At 69.3% G+C, this 20,376-nt stretch carries 15 protein-coding genes, 1 tRNA gene and 2 pseudogenes; 11 read left to right on the top strand and 7 right to left on the bottom strand.

Features of this window, described 5'->3' with window-relative positions:
- Positions 1–39 precede the first annotated feature (39 nt).
- A complete protein-coding gene (locus AB0D57_RS20140; RefSeq protein ID WP_362074244.1) occupies positions 40–903 on the top strand; it encodes a DUF4429 domain-containing protein in 864 nt (287 codons plus the stop codon).
- A gap of 42 nt (positions 904–945) precedes the next feature.
- Here the strand turns inward: AB0D57_RS20140 and AB0D57_RS20135 are convergent.
- A pseudogene (locus AB0D57_RS20135) lies at positions 946–2,286 on the bottom strand (metallophosphoesterase family protein); the annotation flags it as partial.
- Positions 2,287–2,622: 336 nt separating this feature from the next.
- Between AB0D57_RS20135 and AB0D57_RS20130 the strand changes: the two are divergent.
- Together AB0D57_RS20130 and glmS are read left to right on the top strand one after the other, a co-directional pair.
- Positions 2,623–2,880, top strand: a complete 258-nt coding sequence (locus AB0D57_RS20130) for a hypothetical protein (protein ID WP_075029205.1) — start codon at positions 2,623–2,625, stop codon at positions 2,878–2,880.
- A 13-nt stretch (positions 2,881–2,893) separates the two neighbouring features.
- Entirely contained in the window at positions 2,894–4,711 is a 1,818-nt protein-coding gene (glmS, locus tag AB0D57_RS20125) for a glutamine--fructose-6-phosphate transaminase (isomerizing) (RefSeq protein WP_362074240.1), read from the top strand.
- Positions 4,712–5,227: 516 nt separating this feature from the next.
- On the opposite strand, the gene AB0D57_RS20120 is transcribed toward glmS, so the two are convergent.
- Positions 5,228–5,398, bottom strand: coding sequence for a hypothetical protein (locus AB0D57_RS20120; RefSeq protein WP_362074341.1), 171 nt, complete (start codon positions 5,396–5,398; stop codon positions 5,228–5,230).
- A 201-nt stretch (positions 5,399–5,599) separates the two neighbouring features.
- Entirely contained in the window at positions 5,600–6,127 is a 528-nt protein-coding gene (locus AB0D57_RS20115) for a universal stress protein (protein ID WP_362074237.1), read from the bottom strand.
- A gap of 392 nt (positions 6,128–6,519) precedes the next feature.
- Here AB0D57_RS20115 and AB0D57_RS20110 point away from each other — a divergent pair, with 392 nt between their 5' ends.
- The 4 genes from AB0D57_RS20110 to AB0D57_RS20095 all read left to right on the top strand — a co-directional run bounded on the left by AB0D57_RS20110 (position 6,520) and on the right by AB0D57_RS20095 (position 9,439).
- Positions 6,520–6,909 (top strand): hypothetical protein, encoded by a 390-nt coding sequence (locus tag AB0D57_RS20110; protein ID WP_362074234.1) that lies wholly within the window; start codon positions 6,520–6,522, stop codon positions 6,907–6,909.
- Positions 6,910–7,287: 378 nt separating this feature from the next.
- On the top strand, positions 7,288–8,526 hold the full coding sequence (locus AB0D57_RS20105; protein ID WP_362074231.1) for a helix-turn-helix domain-containing protein: 1,239 nt from the start codon (positions 7,288–7,290) through the stop codon (positions 8,524–8,526).
- A 97-nt stretch (positions 8,527–8,623) separates the two neighbouring features.
- Positions 8,624–9,226: an oligoribonuclease gene (gene orn / locus AB0D57_RS20100; protein ID WP_362074228.1), complete on the top strand. Its 603-nt coding sequence runs from the start codon at positions 8,624–8,626 to the stop codon at positions 9,224–9,226.
- Between the two features lie 140 nt (positions 9,227–9,366).
- A tRNA-His gene (locus tag AB0D57_RS20095) sits at positions 9,367–9,439 on the top strand.
- A 629-nt stretch (positions 9,440–10,068) separates the two neighbouring features.
- Here the strand turns inward: AB0D57_RS20095 and AB0D57_RS20090 are convergent.
- The 3 genes and pseudogenes from AB0D57_RS20090 to AB0D57_RS20080 all read right to left on the bottom strand — a co-directional run.
- Positions 10,069–10,269: pseudogene (locus AB0D57_RS20090) on the bottom strand (transposase family protein); the annotation flags it as partial.
- Between the two features lie 189 nt (positions 10,270–10,458).
- On the bottom strand, positions 10,459–11,112 hold the full coding sequence (rpiA, locus tag AB0D57_RS20085; RefSeq protein WP_362074225.1) for a ribose 5-phosphate isomerase A: 654 nt from the start codon (positions 11,110–11,112) through the stop codon (positions 10,459–10,461).
- Positions 11,113–11,180: 68 nt separating this feature from the next.
- Positions 11,181–11,984 carry a Cof-type HAD-IIB family hydrolase gene (locus tag AB0D57_RS20080; RefSeq protein ID WP_362074222.1) on the bottom strand — a complete coding sequence of 268 codons (804 nt, stop codon included), beginning with the start codon at positions 11,982–11,984 and terminating at the stop codon, positions 11,181–11,183.
- 359 nt (positions 11,985–12,343) lie between these two features.
- On the opposite strand from AB0D57_RS20080, the gene ppgK reads away from it, so the two are divergent.
- From ppgK to zwf, 4 genes are all read left to right on the top strand, one after another.
- Complete coding sequence (gene ppgK, locus AB0D57_RS20075; RefSeq protein WP_362074218.1) at positions 12,344–13,117, top strand: polyphosphate--glucose phosphotransferase; 774 nt, start codon at positions 12,344–12,346, stop codon at positions 13,115–13,117.
- Positions 13,118–13,168: 51 nt separating this feature from the next.
- Entirely contained in the window at positions 13,169–15,235 is a 2,067-nt protein-coding gene (gene tkt, locus AB0D57_RS20070; protein ID WP_362074215.1) for a transketolase, read from the top strand.
- Positions 15,236–15,425: 190 nt separating this feature from the next.
- Complete coding sequence (locus AB0D57_RS20065; RefSeq protein WP_362074212.1) at positions 15,426–15,902, top strand: 6-phosphogluconolactonase; 477 nt, start codon at positions 15,426–15,428, stop codon at positions 15,900–15,902.
- Between the two features lie 48 nt (positions 15,903–15,950).
- Positions 15,951–17,360, top strand: coding sequence for a glucose-6-phosphate dehydrogenase (zwf, locus tag AB0D57_RS20060; RefSeq protein WP_362074209.1), 1,410 nt, complete (start codon positions 15,951–15,953; stop codon positions 17,358–17,360).
- 472 nt (positions 17,361–17,832) lie between these two features.
- Here the strand turns inward: zwf and AB0D57_RS20055 are convergent, their stop codons facing one another.
- A complete protein-coding gene (locus AB0D57_RS20055) occupies positions 17,833–20,361 on the bottom strand; it encodes a right-handed parallel beta-helix repeat-containing protein (RefSeq protein ID WP_362074206.1) in 2,529 nt (842 codons plus the stop codon).
- Between the last annotated feature and the right edge of the window lie 15 nt (positions 20,362–20,376).

Here is a 20,376-nt window from a genome sequence, read left to right as displayed (position 1 = left end):
TCCCTCCAGGGTGCCCGTGCCGGATGCCAGAATCGCTGCATGGCGGAAATCATCCAGAAGGACGGAACCTGGACCTTCGACGGCGACGCGCTGCGGCTGACCCCCGGGCGCGACAAGAATGTGAGCCTGCTCCGCAAGACTTTGGGTGAACTGACCGTCCCACTCGGCGCGTTGGCGGGAATCTCCTTCGAGCAGGGCAAGAAGACCGGGCGGCTGCGGCTGAGGCTGCGCGACAGCGCCGATCCACTGCTCCAGGCCACCGGCGGCAAGCTCACCGAGCCGAACGACCCTTACCAGCTCTCCGTCGAGTCCAACCGCTACGGAGTCGCCGAGTACGTCGTGGACGAGGTCCGGGACGCGCTGCTCCTCGACCAGGTCCCGACCGGCCCCGCCGACGGCTATCTGCTCCCCGGTCCCTCCGTACCGCTGTCCGCCGCCGCCGGCGACGGCACCGCGAGCTTCGACGGGGAGCGCGTCCGCCTGGAGTGGAACTGGAAGACGGAGGACGCGAAGGCCGCCGCCGGCACCCGTGACCTCCCCCTCTCCGGCATCACGGCCGTCGAGTGGCACCCGGCGGTCGGCCTGGAGAACGGCTACCTCCGCTTCGTCGTCCGCGGCGCCGAGACCAAGGCCCCGCCGAAGTACGACCCCCACTCCGTGGAACTCTGGGGATTCAAGAAGGACCCGCTGATGGCACTGGTCGCGGCGGCGGTACAGGCACGCCTCCCCCACCCGGCCGCCCAGCCCCCGGTAGCGGACGAACCGCCGAAGGAGGAACTCCCCCCGACCGACCACGACGCCCTCCTGCGCCGCCTGCGCGAACTGGGCGACCTGCACCAGTCGGGCGTCCTGACGGACGAGGAGTTCGCCATGGCCAAGCAGGCGGTCCTCAAGCGGATGTAGAGACCGGCTTGAGAACCGCCCGCGCCCCCCACCGACCCGCAGCTAGCGAACCCACCGAGCCACCGTGAAGTGATCCACCGTCCCCCCGGCCTCGGCAATGCCCGTCACCTTCAACGTCGCCAACCGCCCCTTGGCCGCAGGCGTCACATCCACCCGCAGGAACGAGTAGTTCAGATACCGCACCCGCGACCAGGCAACCGTCTCGTTCTGCTTCGCCCCGTCCTTGAGGCACACATACGAGGACACCGCCTCGTCGTCCTTCTCGTGCCCCTCGTACGACTGGTCCGCACTGAACGCGTACAGACTCCGCCCCGCCGCCCCCGCCGTCACGTACACCACACCATCCGTCTCGGGGTACGCCGTCCCCCCGATCGGCAGCTTCTTGGCGACCTCACCCGCCTTGATGACGTCGGTGCGCTCGTAGACGTGGTTGTGACCGTTGATGACAAGGTCCACGGTGTACTTCTCGAACAGCGGCACCCACTCCTGCCGTACGCCCCCCTCCGAGGCGTGCGCGGTGGAGGTGCAGTACGAGCAGTGGTGGAAGAAGACGACGACGAAGTCGATGCCCTTGGCCGCCCGGTACTTCTTGAGCTGCGCCTCCAGCCATGTCGTCTGGGTGCCACCCGAAATACCGAGGTTCGCCGGAATCTCGAAGGACACGTCGTTGGCGTCCAACGAGATGATCGCAGTGTTGCCGTGCACGAAGGAGTAGACGCCGGGCAGGTTCGCCTTGTCGGGCCCGTTCTCCGGCAGCTGTCAGCGGGCCTCCTCGCCGCCGTAGCCGTTGGGCGAGTACCAGGCCTCCATGTCGTGGTTGCCGTACGAGACCATCCACGGCACCTGCTTGGCGACCGACTCGGTCTGCGCGAGGAACTGGTCCCAGACGCGCGAGTCGAAGCCGGTGTCGGCACTCTTGCCCTGGCCCGCCGGGTCCGCGTACGCGATGTCGCCGGCGTGCAGATGGAAGGCCGGGTTCTGGGCGAGGATCAGGCTGTCGTTGGCGAGGCCGTGATAGCTGACGCCCTGGTCGCCGAAGGCGGTGAAGGTGAACGGCTCGGCGCGGTCGGGCGCGGTGGTGAAGGTGCCGAGGGTGCCCGCGAGGTGGGCGGCCGCCGGGTCGAAGCCGTCGTGGCCGACGCCGTAGTAGTACGTCCTGCCGGGGCACAGGTGGGTGAGCCTGGCGTGCAGGTAGTACTGGGTGTGGTCGCCGCTCGCGCCGACGCCGGCCGGCGTGTACAGCGTCCGGACCTCGGCCTCGATCTTGCGCGAGAGGTCCCAGGGGTGGGCGCCGATGCGGATGTACGGCTTGCCGACCGCGACCGGGACCTGCCAGGAGACGGTCATCTCGGTGCGCGGGTCGGCGCCGTAGGCGAGGTGGCGGTCCATAGACGACGAGGGCGGCGCCTATCAAACGGGCGCCGCCTCCGTTCTTCGTTCACCGGGAAAGTCCGGCGTGTTCACATTCCAACCAACAACCCACCCCACCCATACGTGGAATGTCCGTGACTCCGCTCCCCACCCGAGGGAGGGTGCTTCCAACCCGAGGGTTGCGGTCCAGCCCGAACCGATCCATTGCGGGAAAGGCGCAAGCTAGCACAGCCCGGGAGCCCGGGGCAGACAGGCCACAAACAGTCCCCCCTAAGACTTTCAACAGGCACGTGCCCGAAATCGGGCAGGATTCTTGCGATTGCCGGCGCTTTACCTCAGGATCAACGCGTGCACGACGAACTTGTTGATCATCTGACGCGCTCCACGCCCCTGAACCGGGGCGAGGCGCTGCGGGTGGTCCAGGACGTGCTCGCCTACTTCGACGAGACGACCGAGGACTACGTCCGTCGCCGCCACCGCGAGCTCCAGGCGCAGGGCCTGGTCAACGCGACGATCTTCGAACGGATCGAGGCGGACCTGAAATACCGCGCGGTCGCGCCGCCGGAGCTCACGCTCAGGCAGTTGCGCCGCATCGTCTACGGCTGAGGAATCTCTCTGTATGTGTGGAATCGTCGGATACATCGGCAGGCGTGACGTGGCACCGCTGCTGCTCGAGGGCCTCCAGCGCCTGGAGTACCGCGGCTACGACTCGGCGGGCATCGTCGTGACGACCCCGAAGACGGCCGGCCTGAAGATGGTCAAGGCCAAGGGCCGGGTCCGTGACCTGGAGGCCAAGGTCCCCGCGCGCTTCAAGGGCACCACCGGCATCGCCCACACCCGCTGGGCCACCCACGGCGCCCCGTCCGACGTGAACGCCCACCCGCACATGTCGGCCGACAACAAGGTCGCGGTCGTCCACAACGGCATCATCGACAACGCCTCCGACCTGCGCAAGAAGCTCGAGGCCGACGGCGTCGAGTTCCTCTCCGAGACCGACACCGAGGTCCTCACCCACCTCATCGCCCGCTCCCAGCAGGAGAAGCTCGAGGACAAGGTCCGCGACGCGATCCGGGTGATCGAGGGCACGTACGGCATCGCCGTCCTGCACGCCGACTTCCCCGAGCGCATCGTGGTGGCCCGCAACGGCTCCCCGGTCGTCCTGGGCATCGGCGAGAAGGAGATGTTCGTCGCCTCGGACATCGCCGCGCTGGTCACCCACACGCGGCAGATAGTGACCCTGGACGACGGCGAGATGGCCACCCTCAAGGCCGACGACTTCCGTACGTACACCACCGAGGGCACCCGTACGACGTCCGAGCCGACCACCGTGGAGTGGGAGGCCGCCTCGTACGACATGGGCGGCCACGACACGTACATGCACAAGGAGATCCACGAGCAGGCCGACGCCGTGGACCGCGTCCTGCGCGGCCGCATCGACGACCGGTTCTCCACCGTGCACCTGGGCGGCCTGAACCTGGACGCCCGCGAGGCGCGCCAGATCCGCCGTGTGAAGATCCTCGGCTGCGGCACCTCCTACCACGCGGGCATGATCGGCGCCCAGATGATCGAGGAGCTGGCCCGCATCCCCGCGGACGCCGAGCCCGCCTCCGAGTTCCGCTACCGCAACGCCGTCGTCGACCCCGACACGCTGTACGTCGCGGTCTCCCAGTCCGGTGAGACGTACGACGTACTGGCCGCCGTCCAGGAGCTGAAGCGCAAGGGCGCGCGGGTGCTGGGCGTGGTCAACGTCGTCGGCTCGGCGATCGCCCGCGAGGCGGACGGCGGCATGTACGTCCACGCCGGTCCCGAGGTCTGCGTCGTCTCGACGAAGTGCTTCACCAACACGACCGTCGCCTTCGCGCTGCTCGCCCTGCACCTGGGCCGTACCCGCGACCTGTCGGTCCGCGACGGCAAGCGGATCATCGACGGCCTGCGCAAGCTGCCGGCGCAGATCTCCGAGATCCTCGAGCAGGAGGACGAGATCAAGAAGCTGGCCGCGGAGTACGCCGAGGCCCGCTCGATGCTCTTCATCGGCCGCGTCCGGGGCTACCCGGTGGCCCGTGAGGCCTCGCTGAAGCTCAAGGAGGTCTCGTACATCCACGCCGAGGCCTACCCCGCCTCCGAGCTCAAGCACGGCCCGCTGGCGCTCATCGAGCCCGCGCTGCCGACGGTCGCGATCGTCCCCGACGACGACCTCCTGGAGAAGAACCGCGCCGCCCTGGAGGAGATCAAGGCCCGCAGCGGCAAGATCCTCGCGGTGGCGCACCAGAAGCAGGAGAAGGCCGACCAGACGATCATCGTCCCGAAGAACGAGGACGAGCTGGACCCGATCCTGATGGGCATCCCGCTGCAACTTCTCGCCTACCACACGGCGTTGACCCTGGGCCGGGACATCGACAAGCCGAGGAATCTCGCGAAGTCGGTGACGGTCGAGTAGGTAGTGGAGTAAGTCCGGCCGTACGGGGCCCAGTTGCCCTTACGTGGACGTGAACGATCCCTGTGCGCGCCACCAGCGCACAGGGATCGTTCCTTCCAGCCGGGGCCGCCCATTACCCCGACCGCCCTAGAACCGTAGGGGTCACCCCCCTCAAGCTCGCGACTTCGCTTGAGCAGGGCCCCCGTCTTTGGCCCGCGGTTGACTCAACCGGTGGCCGTCACCGTTCCTGTGGACTGAGCCCGCTCAGCCGCACGCCCCGAACGGTCTTGGACGCACTGGTCCCCGGCGTACTCAACCCCGGGGCGGCAACACGCATCCTGTGCATGGTCCGGGCCCGGGAGGCCAGTTCCCTACGCGATCTGGCCATATGAGTACGGCCAGAGGCGACGGAGAGGCCCTGAACCATCACTCCGGTGGAGCAGGGGCCCCGCACGCTGGCGCCGTACCTGGCGCCCCAGATCGCACGATCACGTTAACCCGGACAGCCCAGCACGCCGCAAGCCTGGAAGCCGACCATCACACGATCGAACTAACCGGGCTCATGCGCCCTCCTCGGCGAACAGTTGCCCCTGCCGTCACGCCGTCGATCACTTCGGCGCGACCGAGGCCGAAGGCCAACAGGGTGAGTCCGAGCGCGAGTTGGCCGAGGGTCGAGGTGGTGCTTCCTGCGGAGACGTCATTGTCCACGGCGGGCTCCCTTCATGCATGTGCAGTTGTGCTGCGTGGTACCGGCCGTACGGTTGGTCCTGTGACCGGTTTGTACCCTTCACAAGGGCACAAACCACCTCTACGCACGAGTAGATTTATGCCGAGTCCGGCACCCGCCAAAGGGAGTTGACGAACCGCCAGGGATCCCGCCCCGCTCATCTCACCTGGGACAACGGCGAGTTACGGAATGACGACCACCGGGCGCCGCGCGCGCTTCGCCAGCCGTCCGGCGACCGAGCCGAAGATGCGGCCGACGATGCCGTGCGTGGAGCCGACGACGATCGCGTCCGCCTCGTACTCCCGCCCCACCTCTTCGAGTTCGTGGCAGATGTCGCCGCCGCGCTCGACAAGGATCCACGGCACCTCGGCGAGGTACTCCGCGCAGGCGAGTTCGAGTCCGAGCACCTCGGTGCGGTGGTCGGGCACGTCGACGAAGACCGGTGGCTCACAGCCCGCCCACACCGTGGTGGGCAGCCGGTTGGCGACGTGCACGATGATCAGGCCCGAGCCGGAGCGATGGGCCATCCCGATCGCGTACGCGAGGGCGCGCTCGCTGGACGTCGAGCCGTCGAAACCGACGACGACGCCATGCTTGAAGGCGGGATCGCAGGACTGGCGGAGTTCTTCCGCCGCCAAGGGCTCGGCCGCCGTGGGATCGACGAGCGGGCGCTTGCGGTCTGCGGGATCGAAGAATTCGTGACCGGCCATGGGTATCTCGGCGTTTAGATCCTCGTGGTGGGACGACAACGTGCGGCAGAGCTGTGTCCGGGAATCATCTTCCCAACCCCATACCCCCAAGGGTACGGCGGCACGCCTCCTCTGCCCAGATCCCGCGCGCTCCCCCAAGCTCTCGACTTGGCTCGAGCAGGGGGGACCCCCATCGCGGCGTTCCCCGGAGCATGCATGAGAGGCGCCCGTAACGCAATGGTTGCTGCGCCGTACAGGCGGTTTGCGCAGGGTTCACCCAGGAGCGATACCCACCGGGGCCGCCCGTGGCCGGACAGTGACCGAGCGGTGACCGGGCAGTGACCGGCGGGTCGAACACGCGTTGAACCGGTGAGCCACCGCCATGGGAGTACTGGAGTACTAGGGAGCAGACCGTGCCTGGACCAGAGACCGCGTCCCGCCCCTCCCCCGGAGCGCGCCCCGCCCCGCCCCCCGCGCCCGACACGGCGAGCGATGTGGTGCGCTGGGCGGCGTTCAGTTGTGTACTGGTCCCCGTCGTCCTCGTCTGGTTCGGCACCTCGCTCGCCGGGGCGGCCGGCACGGCGCTGGGCCTGGCGGCCGTGACCGGGGTCTGCCGGGTGCTGCTGAGGCAGTCCGAGCGGGGCGCGGCGCAGCTGCTCGCCGAGGAGCGGGCCCCGCAGCGGTCGCGGCACGGCACGCACGATGTGGCCGACTCGCACATCACGAGCGGCCTGCGGGGCAGAAGCGGCTCGGGGGCGCGCAGGGGCGGGCGTCACAGCGAGGGAAAGAAGCCGGTCGACTGACCGGTTTCCGCGCACGCCCCCGCTTCTTTTCAGCCAACTTCGGCCTACCGTGCATCCCTTGCTCGAACGACCCCCCAACCCGCGTCCGACCTGCACGGAAAGGGCCCTGGAGGGCGCGCGCACCCTACGGGGATTGGCCACTGACACGAGGCGCACTTCCCTGCACGGCCCGCGAGTGCAACGCTTCGTGATCGAATGCTTCACGCCAAGTTGCCATGTCGACATTCTGTCGAATGCCGAACTGGTCACCTTGGCGCCACGGGACACAGTAGATTCGATCTTGACTGTCTTACGGCGGGGGACTCGTGCAGGACCGAGGGGAAACGTGCAGGAGCGACACAACCGAGGAGCCGCGACCACCGAGGGGGGCTTAGCAGTATGAGCCACGACTCCACTGCCGCGCCGGAAGCCGCTGCCCGGAAACTTTCCGGGCGACGCCGCAAGGAGATCGTCGCGGTGCTGCTGTTCAGCGGCGGCCCCATCTTCGAGAGTTCCATACCGCTGTCGGTGTTCGGGATTGACCGCCAGGACGCCGGCGTGCCGCGCTACCGACTGCTGGTGTGCGGTGGCGAGGAAGGCCCACTGCGGACCACAGGGGGCCTGGAACTCACCACGCCGCATGGCCTGGAGGCGATCTCGCGGGCGGGCACCGTCGTGGTGCCGGCCTGGCGGTCGATCACCTCCCCGCCACCGGGAGACGCGCTCGACGCGCTGCGTCGGGCGCACGAGGAGGGTGCCCGCATAGTCGGACTGTGCACCGGCGCCTTTGTGCTGGCCGCCGCCGGACTGCTGGACGGCCGTCCCGCGACCACCCACTGGATGTACGCGCCGACGCTGGCCAAGCGCTATCCGTCGGTCCACGTCGATCCACGCGAGCTGTTCGTGGACGACGGCGATGTCCTCACCTCAGCGGGCACCGCGGCCGGAATCGATCTCTGTCTCCACATCGTGCGGACGGACCACGGCAACGAGGCGGCCGGCGCGCTGGCCCGCCGGCTTGTCGTGCCCCCGCGCCGAAGTGGCGGCCAGGAGCGCTATCTCGATCGGTCTTTACCTGAGGAGATCGGTGCCGACCCCCTCGCGGAGGTCGTCGCCTGGGCGCTGGAGCACCTCCACGAGCAGTTCGACGTCGAGACGCTGGCGGCACGCGCCTACATGAGCCGCCGCACCTTCGACCGCCGCTTCCGCTCGCTCACGGGGAGCGCTCCCCTGCAGTGGCTGATCACTCAGCGGGTGCTGCAGGCGCAGCGACTGCTCGAGACCTCCGACTACTCGGTCGACGAGGTCGCGGGCCGTTGCGGCTTCCGCTCGCCGGTCGCGCTGCGGGGTCACTTCCGGCGCCAGCTGGGCTCGTCCCCGGCCGCGTACCGGGCGGCGTACCGGGCGCGCAGGCCGCAGTCCGAGCGGTCGCCGGACGTGGACAGCGCGCCGGGCCCGGCCGGGCCACCGCCGCTGAGCCAGGAGAACCCGGTGCCGATGCAGACCCGCCGTACGGCGGCCGCCAGCGCCCTGGGCCCGTCCACGTCGCTGTCGACGGCGACGGATCATGGCAAGTCGGGCGCGGAACTGTACGCGGCGGGGCGGCCGAGCCTGCCGGGGCAGCGCAGCGCGCCGTAACTCGAGGTACCGCCCGGACGGCGGCCTGGGACTTTCGCGTCCCGGGCCGCCGTCCCGCATCTGCCCGTGCGCCGGAGTGCGCCGTAGGGTAAGGCTCATGAACGATCGCATGGTGTGGATCGACTGCGAGATGACCGGGCTCTCGCTGTCGGAGGACGCACTCATCGAGGTGGCCGCGCTGGTCACCGACTCGGAGCTGAACGTACTCGGTGAAGGGGTGGACATCGTGATCCGCCCGCCGGACGCCGCGCTGGAGACGATGCCGGACGTGGTGCGCCAGATGCACACGGCCTCCGGCCTCCTCTCCGAGCTGGCCGCGGGCACGACCTTGGCGGACGCCGAGGAGCAGGTCCTCTCCTACGTACGTGAGCACGTCAAGGAGCCCGGCAAGGCGCCGCTGTGCGGAAACTCGGTCGGTACGGACCGGGGCTTCCTGCTGCGCGACATGCCCACGCTGGAGGACTACCTCCACTACCGCATCGTGGACGTCTCCTCCGTCAAGGAGCTGGCCCGCCGCTGGTACCCCCGGGCGTATTTCAACAGCCCGGAGAAGAACGGCAACCATCGCGCCCTGGCCGACATCCGCGATTCCATCGTGGAGTTGCGCTACTACCGCGAGGCGATCTTCGTTCCGCAGCCCGGCCCCGACTCGGACACCGCCCGCACCATCGCCGCGAAGCACGTCCCGCCCACGGAATGAGCCGCGCGGAAGCCTTGCGACGAGCCGCGTCCGGGGCCCTGACGGACCCCTGACGGGCGCCGCGCAAAGGCGGGCGCGAGCACCCCTTCGGACCCTGTACACTTTTTCTCGGCCGGTCAGGGAAACCAAGACCGGTCGTGGTGGGTGTAGCTCAGCTGGTAGAGCACCTGGTTGTGGTCCAGGATGTCGCGGGTTCAAGTCCCGTCACTCACCCTGTGAGAGGAAGCCTCTCACCTGCGCGAATGCAGGTGAGGGGCTTTTTCGTGGCCCGGCTTGGCCGAAGGGCGGCCAGATGCGGCCGGATTTTCGATCTACGGTCCCGCCTCATGGCAACGATCAGGAAGCGGATCCGCAAGGACGGCACGGCGAGCTTCCAGGTTCGCTGACTCCAGGGAGGGCGCGGCGGGTCCTGGGAGTCCGAGAGGTTCGGCGAGTTCTCCGAGGCCGACGCCCGCCACCATCGGCAACATCACCACCGACGACGTACAGGACTGGATCCGTCTCCAGGAGACCGGCGAGAAGGACCCCGTCACGGGACGCTGGATCCGACGGCCGGCGGGGTTCGAAGCGTCGAAAAAGCTCTCGGAATCCCTGACGGACCCGCTGGACGTGGTCCCCGACGGGCAGGGCGCGGGGTGCGTGTTCTTCGGTGACTGCTCTGCGGTCAGCCCGATGGCCTGACCCCACCGGACCGCCTGCCAGAGACGCCACCGGCCGGGATGATTTCCCGGCCGGTGGCGCGGCATTGTCCAGCAAAATACGAAGGGGTACGGACATGCAAGGAATCCCCTCGGACGAATTGGTTATGCAGCTCGTGTGACTGCTCCCGGAGGTGGAGCCCTATACGTCTGTTGCTTCTCGGTCAGCTCGCCTCCGGCGGGCTTCTTGAAGGGGTGGCGGAAGCCGTCGCCGGCGTTCTCGTGGCCGAGGTCGACCAGGGTCGGCATGTCCGGCTCGGCCGCGATGCGGTTGAGTGCCTCGACCAGCCCGTGGTGGCGGGCGCAGGTGGTGTCGTGCTCCCGGCCCGGCCGTACTGGCGAAAGGGTAAGCCGGGCGGGTGAGCCCGGCCACCGCGCACCCGGGAACCGGGTCTGGCATCGCGCGCGACGGCCCAAACCGTGTTTGCCGGCCGGGAATCAGCAGTTGCGGGAACTGGTGGCAGAGAAGCTGGCGAAGGACCGGGCGCCGGAGCGGAGGAGACAAAGGGCGATCCGCCCACACCAAATATCCTCTCAGGCTCGTGACTTGGCATGATTGTGGTGCTCGACCGAGTCGCCGCGGGCGACGAACACATCGGCGACCAGCGTCGGAGGGAACAGTCCGTGCTCGACGACGCCGGGGGTGGCACCGAGCAACGCCGCCAGGCCCGCGGGGTCGTCGACGGCACCGTGGTAGTCCGCGATAACGCCGCCGTCGGGGCTGCGTGGCGCGTTGCGCAGGGAAACCGGGCGGAGCAGGCACATGGTCGCGGCCAGCCCGAACTCGAGCAGCTCGAGTGGGACCGGCGGTTGCAGCGCTGCCACTCGTTTGCTCGAGTCGGCGATCACGACGAAGCGGTCGGCGGCCGCCGCGACAATCTTCTCCCTGGTGTGCGCGGCGCCGCCGCCCTTGACGAGCCAGCCGTCCGGCGCTATCTGGTCCGCACCGTCAATCGTGACGTCGAAGCGGTCGATGCTGCCGAACGGTTCGACCCGCAGATCGAGCATCAGGGCCGCCTCCTCGGTCCGCGGCGACGTCGCGACACACCGCAGTGACAGACGGCGGCGGGCCAGCGCAGGCAAGAGGTAGGCGACGGTCGAGCCGGTGCCGAGGCCGACGGTCATGCCGTCCTCTATCAGCTCGGCCGCAGCCTCGGCGGCACGTTGCTTCTCCTGCTGGACGCTCACGGTCCTCCTCCTTGACCAGGCCAGGTCTCAGGCTCAGGGCGCCAGGCCCGGGCATGCGGTGACGCGGGTCAGAGGATGAACTGCTCGACCGCGTTCGCGAAGCCCTCCTCCTCGTTGCTCGTTGTAACCCGCCTCGCCGCGCGCTGGACCTCGTGACTGGCGTTGCCCATCGCGATGGACAGTCCCGAGTGGGCAAACATCAGTACGTCGTTGGGCATGTCGCCGATCGTGGCGATCTGTTCGGGGGAAATCTGGAGCTTGGCGGACCAGTACTTGACGACACCCCCCTTGTTCGCCTGCGGATGGGTCACATCGAGGTAGTAGGGCTGCGAGCGCGCGGCCGAGACATGCTCGCCGAACTGCGCGCGAGCTGCGACCGCGGCCGCCTCGACCACCTGGTGGTCATCGCTGACCCCGACGACCTTGGCGGTGTCCTGCTCGAGCCCGTCGAAGCCGGGAACGAGCGTGGGCGCGAACTGCACCGTCCAGCTCTCGCGATCCACGTGCGGCCCCTTCACGTCGCGGACGTACCAGTCGGCACCCCGGTAGATCCAGACGCTGAGGCCGAACGACTCCATCAGCGCGACGACCGGGGCCACCACCTCCGCGGGAATGACCTGCTGCTCGACAACGGTCAAATCCGGGTTGACGATGAGACCGCCATTGAAGGCGGCGAGTTCAGTGACCAGCGCCAGGGGCTCGATGATCATGGACATGCCGCGGGGTGGTCTCCCGCTGGTCACCGCGAAGAGGACGCCGGCGTCGTAGAGCTTGTGGACCGCACGGACGGCGCGGTCGGTGAGGGCCTTGTCGCTCGTGACCAGAGTGCCGTCGACGTCGGCAAGAAGCAGGCGGATCGGGCGGGTTGGCATCACGCCTCCGTAAGCTCTGGTCGCGGCCGGTCCGGGTGGGGAGAGGCAACGGCTCATGGATGCGGGGGGCCTGTGGGACGGGTTCCCAGTCGGCTTGATTTCCGAAAATTGCTGGAGGTTACCGTCGCGGCCGGCTTGAGTCCCAGTCACGTTCCTCTCGAACAGAGGGGAAGGTCAATGCCGTTGAGGGCGCGCAATGCTTAGATGTACCCCTTGCGCTTTGATATAACCCCATAAGGGCGATGTAGCGAACATAAGGTACATGTGCGAGTGTTAAGAATTGTATGACGAAGCTCATGCGGGGCCTGACGTCCAAAATTCACAGCACATTTTGGGCCAGCCCCTGAGGGGAGCGGGCAGTGGCGCAGGCAAGTCTGGACAAGACGGCCCACGTGCTGGGGGTCGACATCGGCGGGACCGGTATCAAGGGAGCGCCGGTCGACCTCGAGCTCGGCAGCCTCATCGGTGAGCGGGTCCGGATCCCGACCCCGCATCCGGCGACCCCGGGGGCAGTCGCGGACGTGGTCGTGCAGGTGCTCTCCCAGATCGGCGTCCCGGGACCGGTCGGGCTGACGCTCCCGGCAGTCATCCGGGGCGGCAAAGTCCAGACGACGTCCAATATCGACCCGGCCTGGATGGAGACGGACGCGGCCCAGCTCTTCGCACGAGCGACCGGCCGCGACGTGCGGGTAGTGAACGACGCCGACGCGGCCGGGATCGCCGAGATGCGCTTCGGCGCCGGCAAGGGACGCAAGGGCGTCGTCGTGATGGTGACGCTCGGCACCGGTATCGGCAGCGCCGTCTTCTCCGACGGGTTCCTGGTGCCCAACAGCGAGCTGGGGCACCTGCCGCTGCACCACGGGGATGCCGAGGACTGGGCCGCGGAGTCGGTGCGCGAGCACGACGACCTGTCCTGGAAGAAATGGGCGCACCGTCTGGAGACGTATCTCGAGCTCGTCCAGCGGCTGCTGTGGCCCGACCTGATTGTCATCGGCGGCGGCGTCAGCAAGAAGGCCGACAAGTTCCTGCCGTACATCGAGCTCAGGACCGAGATCGTGCCGGCGCAACTGTTGAACGATGCGGGCATTGTCGGCGCGGCGCTCTTCGCCCCGGCCGGGAAAGCTCAAACCTAGTCTGCCGCCCTCGATATGAGCGCAGGGGCAGCACCTTCAGGGAGGCTCGCATTGAGCAACAACGACCTGGAAACACTTTCCGTCAACACGATCCGCACTCTGTGCATGGACGCCATCCAGGCGGCCAACTCCGGCCATCCGGGGACACCGATGGGAATCGCCCCGGTCGCGTACACGCTCTGGCACCGCTTCCTGCGCTTCGACCCGACCGACCCGATCTGGCCCAACCGCGACCGCTTCGTGCTGTCGGAAGGACACGCCTCCGCGTTGCTGTGGTCACTGCTCCACCTCGCCGGCGTGCAGGCTGTCGACCCCGACTACGAGGTCCTCGGCCGACACGCCGTGGCCCTCGACGACCTCAGGACGTTCCGCCAGCTCGGCTCGCGCTGCCCCGGGCACCCGGAGTACCGGTGGACCAGCGGCGTGGAGACCACGACCGGCCCGCTCGGCCAGGGCGTTGCGACCTCAGTCGGGATGGCGATCGCCGGGCAGTGGCTCGCCGCCCGGTACAACCGCGACGATTTCACCGTCTTCGACTTCGACGTGTACGCGATGGCCGGCGACGGCTGCATGATGGAGGGGATCTCCTCGGAGGCTGCCTCGCTCGCGGCCCACCAGCGGCTGTCGAACCTTTGCTGGATCTACGACTCCAACCGGGTGACGATCGAGGGCCACACCGACATCACGTTCACCGAGGATGCGGCGGCCCGGTTCATCGGCTACGGCTGGAACGTCACCACCGTGGCCGACGCCAACGACCTCGACGCCGTGGCCCGCGCGCTGCACACCTTCAAGACCGAGAACGAGCGCCCGACGCTCATCGTGGTGCACAGCCACATCGGCTACGGGTCACCGGTCGAGGACACCCCGAAGGCGCACGGCGCTCCGTTCGGCATGGAGGGCGTCAAGTCGACCAAGCGATTCCTCGGGATGCCGGAGGACAAGGACTTCTTCGTTCCCGACGGCGTCTACGAGCACTTCGCCGCAGGCATCGGCGCGCGCGGTCGAGAAGCCCGGACGAGCTGGGAGGCTCGATTCGAGGCCTACCGAACCACCCATCCCGAGCTCGCCGACGAGCTGGAGCGCATCCAGCGGCGTGACCTGCCGGAGGGCTGGGAGGCGGCGCTGCCGACCTTCCCGGCCGACCCCAAGGGCGTCGCCGGCCGTGACTCCAGCGGCCAGGTCCTCAACGCGCTTGCCCAAGCCGTGCCGTGGGTGCTTGGCGGGTCGGCGGACCTTTCGCCGTCGACCAAGACCAACCTCACGTTCTTTGGCGCCGGTGACTTCCAGGCCGATGACCGCTCGGGGCGCAACCTGCACTTCGGGATCCGCGAGCACGCCGCCGCCGCGATCACGAACGGGATGGCGCTGACCAAGCTGCGCTCGTACTGGTCGGGGTTCCTGATCTTCTCGGACTACGCACGCGGCGCGATCCGGCTTTCAGCGCTGATGGAGATCCCGGTCGTGCACATCTTCACCCACGACTCGATCGGGGTCGGCGAGGACGGTCCCACCCATCAGCCGGTCGAGCAGCTCGCGTCGCTGCGCGCGATGCCGGGGCTGCTGGTCTTCCGCCCGGCCGACGCGAACGAGGTCGTCGAGACCTGGCGGGTCGTCGCCGCGCTCAGGCACGAGCCGGCGGTGCTGGTCCTTTCCCGTCAGGCACTGCCTACCCTCGACCGCTCCGAGATGGGGGCCGCATCCGGGGTGGCCAGGGGAGCCTATGTTCTGGTCGACGCGGCGGACGGCAAGCCCGACGTCATCCTGCTCGCCACGGGATCGGAGGTGCAACTCGCGCTCGCGGCCCGTGGCGAGCTCGCGGCAGAGGGCCTCGCGGCTCGCGTGGTGAGTATGCCCTGCTGGGAATTGTTCGACCGCCAGCCCAAGGAATACCGCGACTCGGTCATCCCGCCCGGGGTCAGGGCCCGGGTCGCCATCGAGCAGGCGGCGACCCTCGGCTGGGACCGTTACGTCGGCGACGGCGGCGCGGTCGTCGGCATGCACACGTTCGGGGCATCGGCGCCGCTCAAGATGCTGCTGACCAAATTCGGCTTCACTCCCGAGAAAGTCACCCAGGTTGCCCGCGAGTGCGTGGCCGCCGGTGGGGAGCAGGCGTGAACGTAACCCAGGCGCTCGATGAGCAGGGCCAGAGCATGAAAGCCTTCTTCGACCATGGCGCGATCGGAGAGACGCTGCCGTCGGACGGGGGCGAATCCGAGGCAATGCCGGCCCTTGCGGCTCCGCACCGGCCGGCCTCACCGACACCCTCGCCGTCGGCCTCGACGTGTACCGGGCGTACCGCGAAGTGATGGGCTCGCCGACGAACGTGCTGCCGGCCGAGGTGCTCACCCCGTACCGGCCAGGGCCTGTCCGGCGGATCAAGTCGGAGGGAAGCAGTGGTGCCTTGTCGGCGCAGGTGAGCGGGGTCTGGTGCGTCGAGCTGCAAGGCGGAGGAGGACGTCGACGCGAGGGCCTCGGCCCGGACGGGCACACCGCCTCGCTGGTGCCACGGGACCCGGTGCTCGACGTCTCGGACCGGCTGGTGGCCCTGACGGCGCCCTACATGGGCCACCAGCGCATGACGCTCACCTATCCTGCGCTCGCCCGCGCCCAGCAAGTGCTCTGGCTCATCACCGGAGCGGACAAGCGCGAACCGCTCTCAAGGCTCGTTGCGGGAGACCGGTCGATTCCCGCCGGCCGGGTCGAGGCGGCGGCGTCGCTCGTCCTCGCGGACGCGGCGGCCGGCCAGGGCCCGGCTCGCGCCGGCCCCCAGTCGCCAGCATGACCATGACGCCCGACCCTATTGCCGTACCGGCCCCGTAAGGGGGATCAGATGGCTCTGAACTCGTCGAACGTTCCCGCAGACGTGCTGGTCATTTTCGGGATCACTGGCGACCTCGCGCGAAAGATGACGTTTCGCTCGCTCTATCGGCTTGAGCGGCGCAAGCTGTTGACCTGCCCGATCGTCGGAGTGGCGCGCGACGGCTGGTCCGACGACGCGCTGCGTGACCACGCCCGCGCGGCGATCAAGGCAGCGGGCGAGCCGCTCGACGACAGCGTCTTTGCCCGGTTCGCCGCCCGACTCAGCTACGTGCAGGGCGATTACACCGACGAGGAGACGTTCCATCGCCTCGCCCGGGCGATCAACGGCAGGCGGCGCCCCGTCTTCTACCTGGAGATCCCGCCGTCGCTGTTTGCCCGGGTGGTCGGGGGCCTGGCAGGCGCCGGGCTGACCAAGGGCGCCCGGGTTGTCGTGGAGAAACCGTTCGGGCATGACCTCGCGTCGGCGCGCGCCCTCAACGCCGAGCTGCGTCAGCTCCTCGACGAGGATCAGCTGCTGAGGATCGACCACTTCCTCGGCAAAGAGCCGGCGATGGACATCCTGTTCCTGCGGTTCGCCAACTCCGTGTTCGAGCCGGTGTGGAACCGCGACCACGTCTCCTGCGTGCAGATCACCATGGCCGAGGACTTCGGGGTCGAGGACCGCGGCCACTTCTACGACCCGGTCGGCGCGCTCCGCGACGTCGTGCAGAACCATCTGCTGCAGCTGCTCGCCCTGGTGGCGTCCGAGCCGCCATCAGCCGCCGATGCGGACGCGCTCCGAGACCGGCGGGTTGATGTGTTCCGGGCGATCCCCGACGCCGACCCGGCCCACTACGTCCGCGGGCAGTACGAGGGGTACCTGCGGGTCCCCGGCGTGCGGCCGCGCTCGCGCACCGAGACCTTCGTCGGGTTGCGGCTGGAGGTCGAGAACTGGCGCTGGTCCGGGGTGCCGTTCTTCATCCGCGCCGGCAAGTCGCTCCCCGAGCGAGTGACCGAGATCCGGATCGTGTTCAAGCGCCCGCCGCGGCTTGCGTTCGCGGAGCGGTTCGCGCCCGAGCCCGACCAGTGGATCCTGCGGATCGATCCGAACCCTGGCATGGACTTCCGCATCCAGGCCAAGCAGCCGGGCAAGCAGGACACGCAACTGGTGGACCTTGACCTCCTCTTCGCGGCCGCGCTGGGTGAGGCACCCGAACCGTACGAGCGCCTGCTCAGTGATGCGATGCAAGGCAACGCGAGCCTGTTCACCCGGGAGGACTCGGTGGAGGAGACGTGGCGAATCGTTCAGCCACTGCTGGAGGCGCCCGGCGACCCCGAACACTACCGGCAGGGGACCTGGGGACCGGCGGGCGCGAGCAAGCTCGTCGCCGGATATCCGCGATGGCACGAACCATGGCTGCCGGCGAGATCTCCCGACTGACACAGCCGTACCCCGGACCCCCTGAACCGCCGGTTGCGCCCCTGGAGATGGTGGATCAACCACCGCAACGGATATCGCCCGCGCGAGTGAGACACCCGGGCGGGCAACAGGGGCGGGGGAACTCCAGAAGAGTCACCAGGTCCAGCGGGTCGTCCACGTGGCCGCTTTCGAAGGGGAACCAGGCTTCCCCATGCTTCGGCCCGGTTCCGACTGGGCACCGTCTGGTCTGGCCGTGAAGTGGAAGCTCCCTGTCGACAGGGAGCTTCCAGGCGTTTCAAGCCGTGCGCGTCGGCGATAAATGAGGCAAAGCATGTTGAAACGGTCAGCGCGAATCAACATCAAACGCCCAGTGAGAACCCCAAGCACTGCGAGCTCATCGCGGTTTGGACGTCCCCCTACCGAACGGCGGCCAGACGCGGCCAGGCCTCACGACGCTTGTGAGGCCCGGCGGGAGCCGCAGTTCGGTGCGGGGTCAGCCGCCGGTGGGCGGCTGGGGGAGGTCCTGGGTTTCGAGGGCCATGAGCTGGTCCGCGGTGGGGTCGGCCAGTTCCGCGACGCGCTGCGCCTGGCGTTCGGTCATCTCCTGGAAGATCTGCCGCGCCGAGCGGCCGTTGCCGAAGCCCTCGCCGCGCGGCATGTGCGTGAAGAGGAGGGACAGGTCGTCGCGGGCGGCGGAGGTGAGCGCGTACTGGTGCTCCTCGGCCTGGTGCTCGACGATCGACACCAACTCGGCGGCGTCGTAGTCCTCGAAGAGCAGGGTGCGGCCGAAGCGGGAGGCGAGGCCCGGGTTGGAGCTGATGAAGCGGTCCATGTCGCCGGGGTAGCCGGCGGCGATGACGACCACGTCGTCCCGGTGGTCCTCCATCAGCTTGACGAGGGTCGCCACGGCCTCCGTGCCGAAGTCGTTGCCCGCGGCGAGCGGGGCCAGGCTGTACGCCTCGTCGATGAAGAGCACGCCGCCCAAGGAGCGGTTGAACGCGGCGGTGGTCTTCGGGCCGGTGTGGCCCACGTACTCGCCGACGAGGGCCGTGCGGTCGACCTCGACCAGGTGGCCGTTGCGCAGCAGTCCCAGGGCCTTGAGGATCCTGCCGTACAGCCGGGCCACGGTGGTCTTGCCGGTTCCGGGGTTTCCCGCGAAGACCAGGTGGCGGCTGAGCGGCGGGGCGGGCAGACCTGCCTCCTCGCGGCGCCGGACCGTCTGCATCAGCTTCACCAGCGAACCGACGTCGTGCTTGACGCGGTCGAGACCGACGAGGGCGGTCAGCTCGCCGAGCAGGTCGTCCAGGTGTTCCTCCTCGGGCGCCTCCTGGTCGTCGGCGGCCCCGTCCGGGCGCGGCGCCGGGGCGTGGGCGCCCGGAGCCCCGGAGGCGGCGGCCGGGGCCGATGCGGGCGCGCCGAGCGTCAGGGGAGTGCCGTCGACCGTGCAGTCCTCGAGTTCCGGGACCGCGCCCTCGTCCAGCCCGAGCGCGTCCGCGCACTCCCTGATCCGGCAGTGCCGCAGCGCCGGGTCGGCGGACGCGCCGATGTGCAGCGCGGGAAAGCCGGAACCGGTCACCTCCAGCGAGGTGAAGGTGCCGCCCGCGCCCTCGGCGAGGAAGACCCCGTTCTTGGCCGGCTGGTGGATGCGCAGGCCGGTGACGGTGGGCCGGGCCTTGGTCCACACGACGACGCCGGATCCCGCGCAGTCCTCCACCGAGCCGCCCTCGACCGTGGCGTCCGCGCCCTGGTCGACGACCACGCCGGCCGCTCCCGCTCCGCTGATCCGTACGTCGGCGAGGACCGCGGTGCCGCCGGTGGCGACCTGGATCCCGATCTCCTTGGTTGCGGTCACGGTGGTGTGCTCGATGCGGCTGCCCGTTCCCGAGCCGACGCCGATCCCGGTCGTGACACCGTCGATCCGGCAGCCGGTGACCGTCGCCGCGGCCTGCTCGAGGACGGTGACCCCGGTCATGGCGGCGTTGCGCACCCCGCAGTCCGTGAGTTCGAGGCGGGCCCGGCCCACCGCGTGGACCCCGTGCTCGGCGCCGTCGCGCACCAGGCAGTCCGTGAGCCGGACCGTGGCGGTGTCGGACAGGTGCACGGCGCTGAAGGCGCTGCGGTCGATCCGGCAGTCCGCCAGCGTGGCCTGCCCGGCGCCGGTGACCAGGAGCCCGTTCGCCCCGGAACCGGTCACCGCGCAGCCGTCGGCGCTCAGCACGGCGTCGTCCTGGACGACGAGCCCGCTGGCGGTGGCGGCGCGGATCCGGCAGTCGGTGAACTCCGCCTGCGCCGTGCCGGTCAGGTGCACGCCCGCCGCACCGGACGAGTCGATGACCAGCTCACCCGCGGTGGCCTCGGTACGGTCCTCCAGCAGGAGTCCGGCCCGGCCGGTGCCGGTCAGTACGGAGTCGGCGAGCCGCAGCCGCGCGCCGCCGCGCAACCGCAGACCCGATCCCGTCGTACGGTCCAGCCGCAGGCGTACGGCGTTCAGGCGGGCCGTTCCCGACAGCACGATGCCCGTTCCGTCGACACCCTGGACGCTGGTGTCGTCGAGCTGGGCTCGGACCGCTCCGGCGAGGTGCAGACCGGCCAGCCGGGCACGCTCGACGTGGCAGCGCCGCAGGATGAGGGCGGTGGTCCCGCTCTCCTCGTCCTCCGGGCCGCGGGCCTGGATCCGGCCGCCCTCGACGGTGCAGTCCTCCAGGACCAGTCCGGCGCCGGGTGAGACCGCGACCACCGGGGCACCGTCGTCGGCGCCGTGCAGGGTGACGCCGTGCACGGCGCAGTCCGGGCCGTCCACGGTGAGCGCCGGGCGGTCGCCGGACGGCGCGGCCAGGACGACGCCACCCCCTCCGTGCTCGGTCGCCAGCACGACGGGGCGGTCCAGCACCACGGCCTCGGTCCAGGTTCCGGGGGCGATCACCACCAGGTCGCCGGGCGCGGCGGCACGTACCGCGTCGGCGATGCGGTGGAAGGCGCCCCGGCCGCCCTGTCCTTTGGGAGCCACGGTGTGACGGGTCATGTCCGGATCCTTCGC

It is taken from the genome of Streptomyces sp. NPDC048275, assembly GCF_040652275.1.
Classification (GTDB): domain Bacteria; phylum Actinomycetota; class Actinomycetes; order Streptomycetales; family Streptomycetaceae; genus Streptomyces.
This window is presented reverse-complemented; position numbering and strand designations above follow the sequence as displayed.

Coding starts and splice junctions, on each gene's coding strand:
- AB0D57_RS20140 (WP_362074244.1), top strand. CDS start 40: ATGGCGGAAATCATCCAGAAGGACGGAACCTGGACCTTCGACGGCGAC.
- glmS (WP_362074240.1), top strand. CDS start 2,894: ATGTGTGGAATCGTCGGATACATCGGCAGGCGTGACGTGGCACCGCTG.
- AB0D57_RS20115 (WP_362074237.1), bottom strand. CDS start 6,127: ATGGCCGGTCACGAATTCTTCGATCCCGCAGACCGCAAGCGCCCGCTC.
- AB0D57_RS20105 (WP_362074231.1), top strand. CDS start 7,288: ATGAGCCACGACTCCACTGCCGCGCCGGAAGCCGCTGCCCGGAAACTT.
- orn (WP_362074228.1), top strand. CDS start 8,624: ATGAACGATCGCATGGTGTGGATCGACTGCGAGATGACCGGGCTCTCG.
- AB0D57_RS20080 (WP_362074222.1), bottom strand. CDS start 11,984: ATGCCAACCCGCCCGATCCGCCTGCTTCTTGCCGACGTCGACGGCACT.
- AB0D57_RS20065 (WP_362074212.1), top strand. CDS start 15,426: ATGGGCTCGCCGACGAACGTGCTGCCGGCCGAGGTGCTCACCCCGTAC.
- zwf (WP_362074209.1), top strand. CDS start 15,951: ATGGCTCTGAACTCGTCGAACGTTCCCGCAGACGTGCTGGTCATTTTC.
- AB0D57_RS20055 (WP_362074206.1), bottom strand. CDS start 20,361: ATGACCCGTCACACCGTGGCTCCCAAAGGACAGGGCGGCCGGGGCGCC.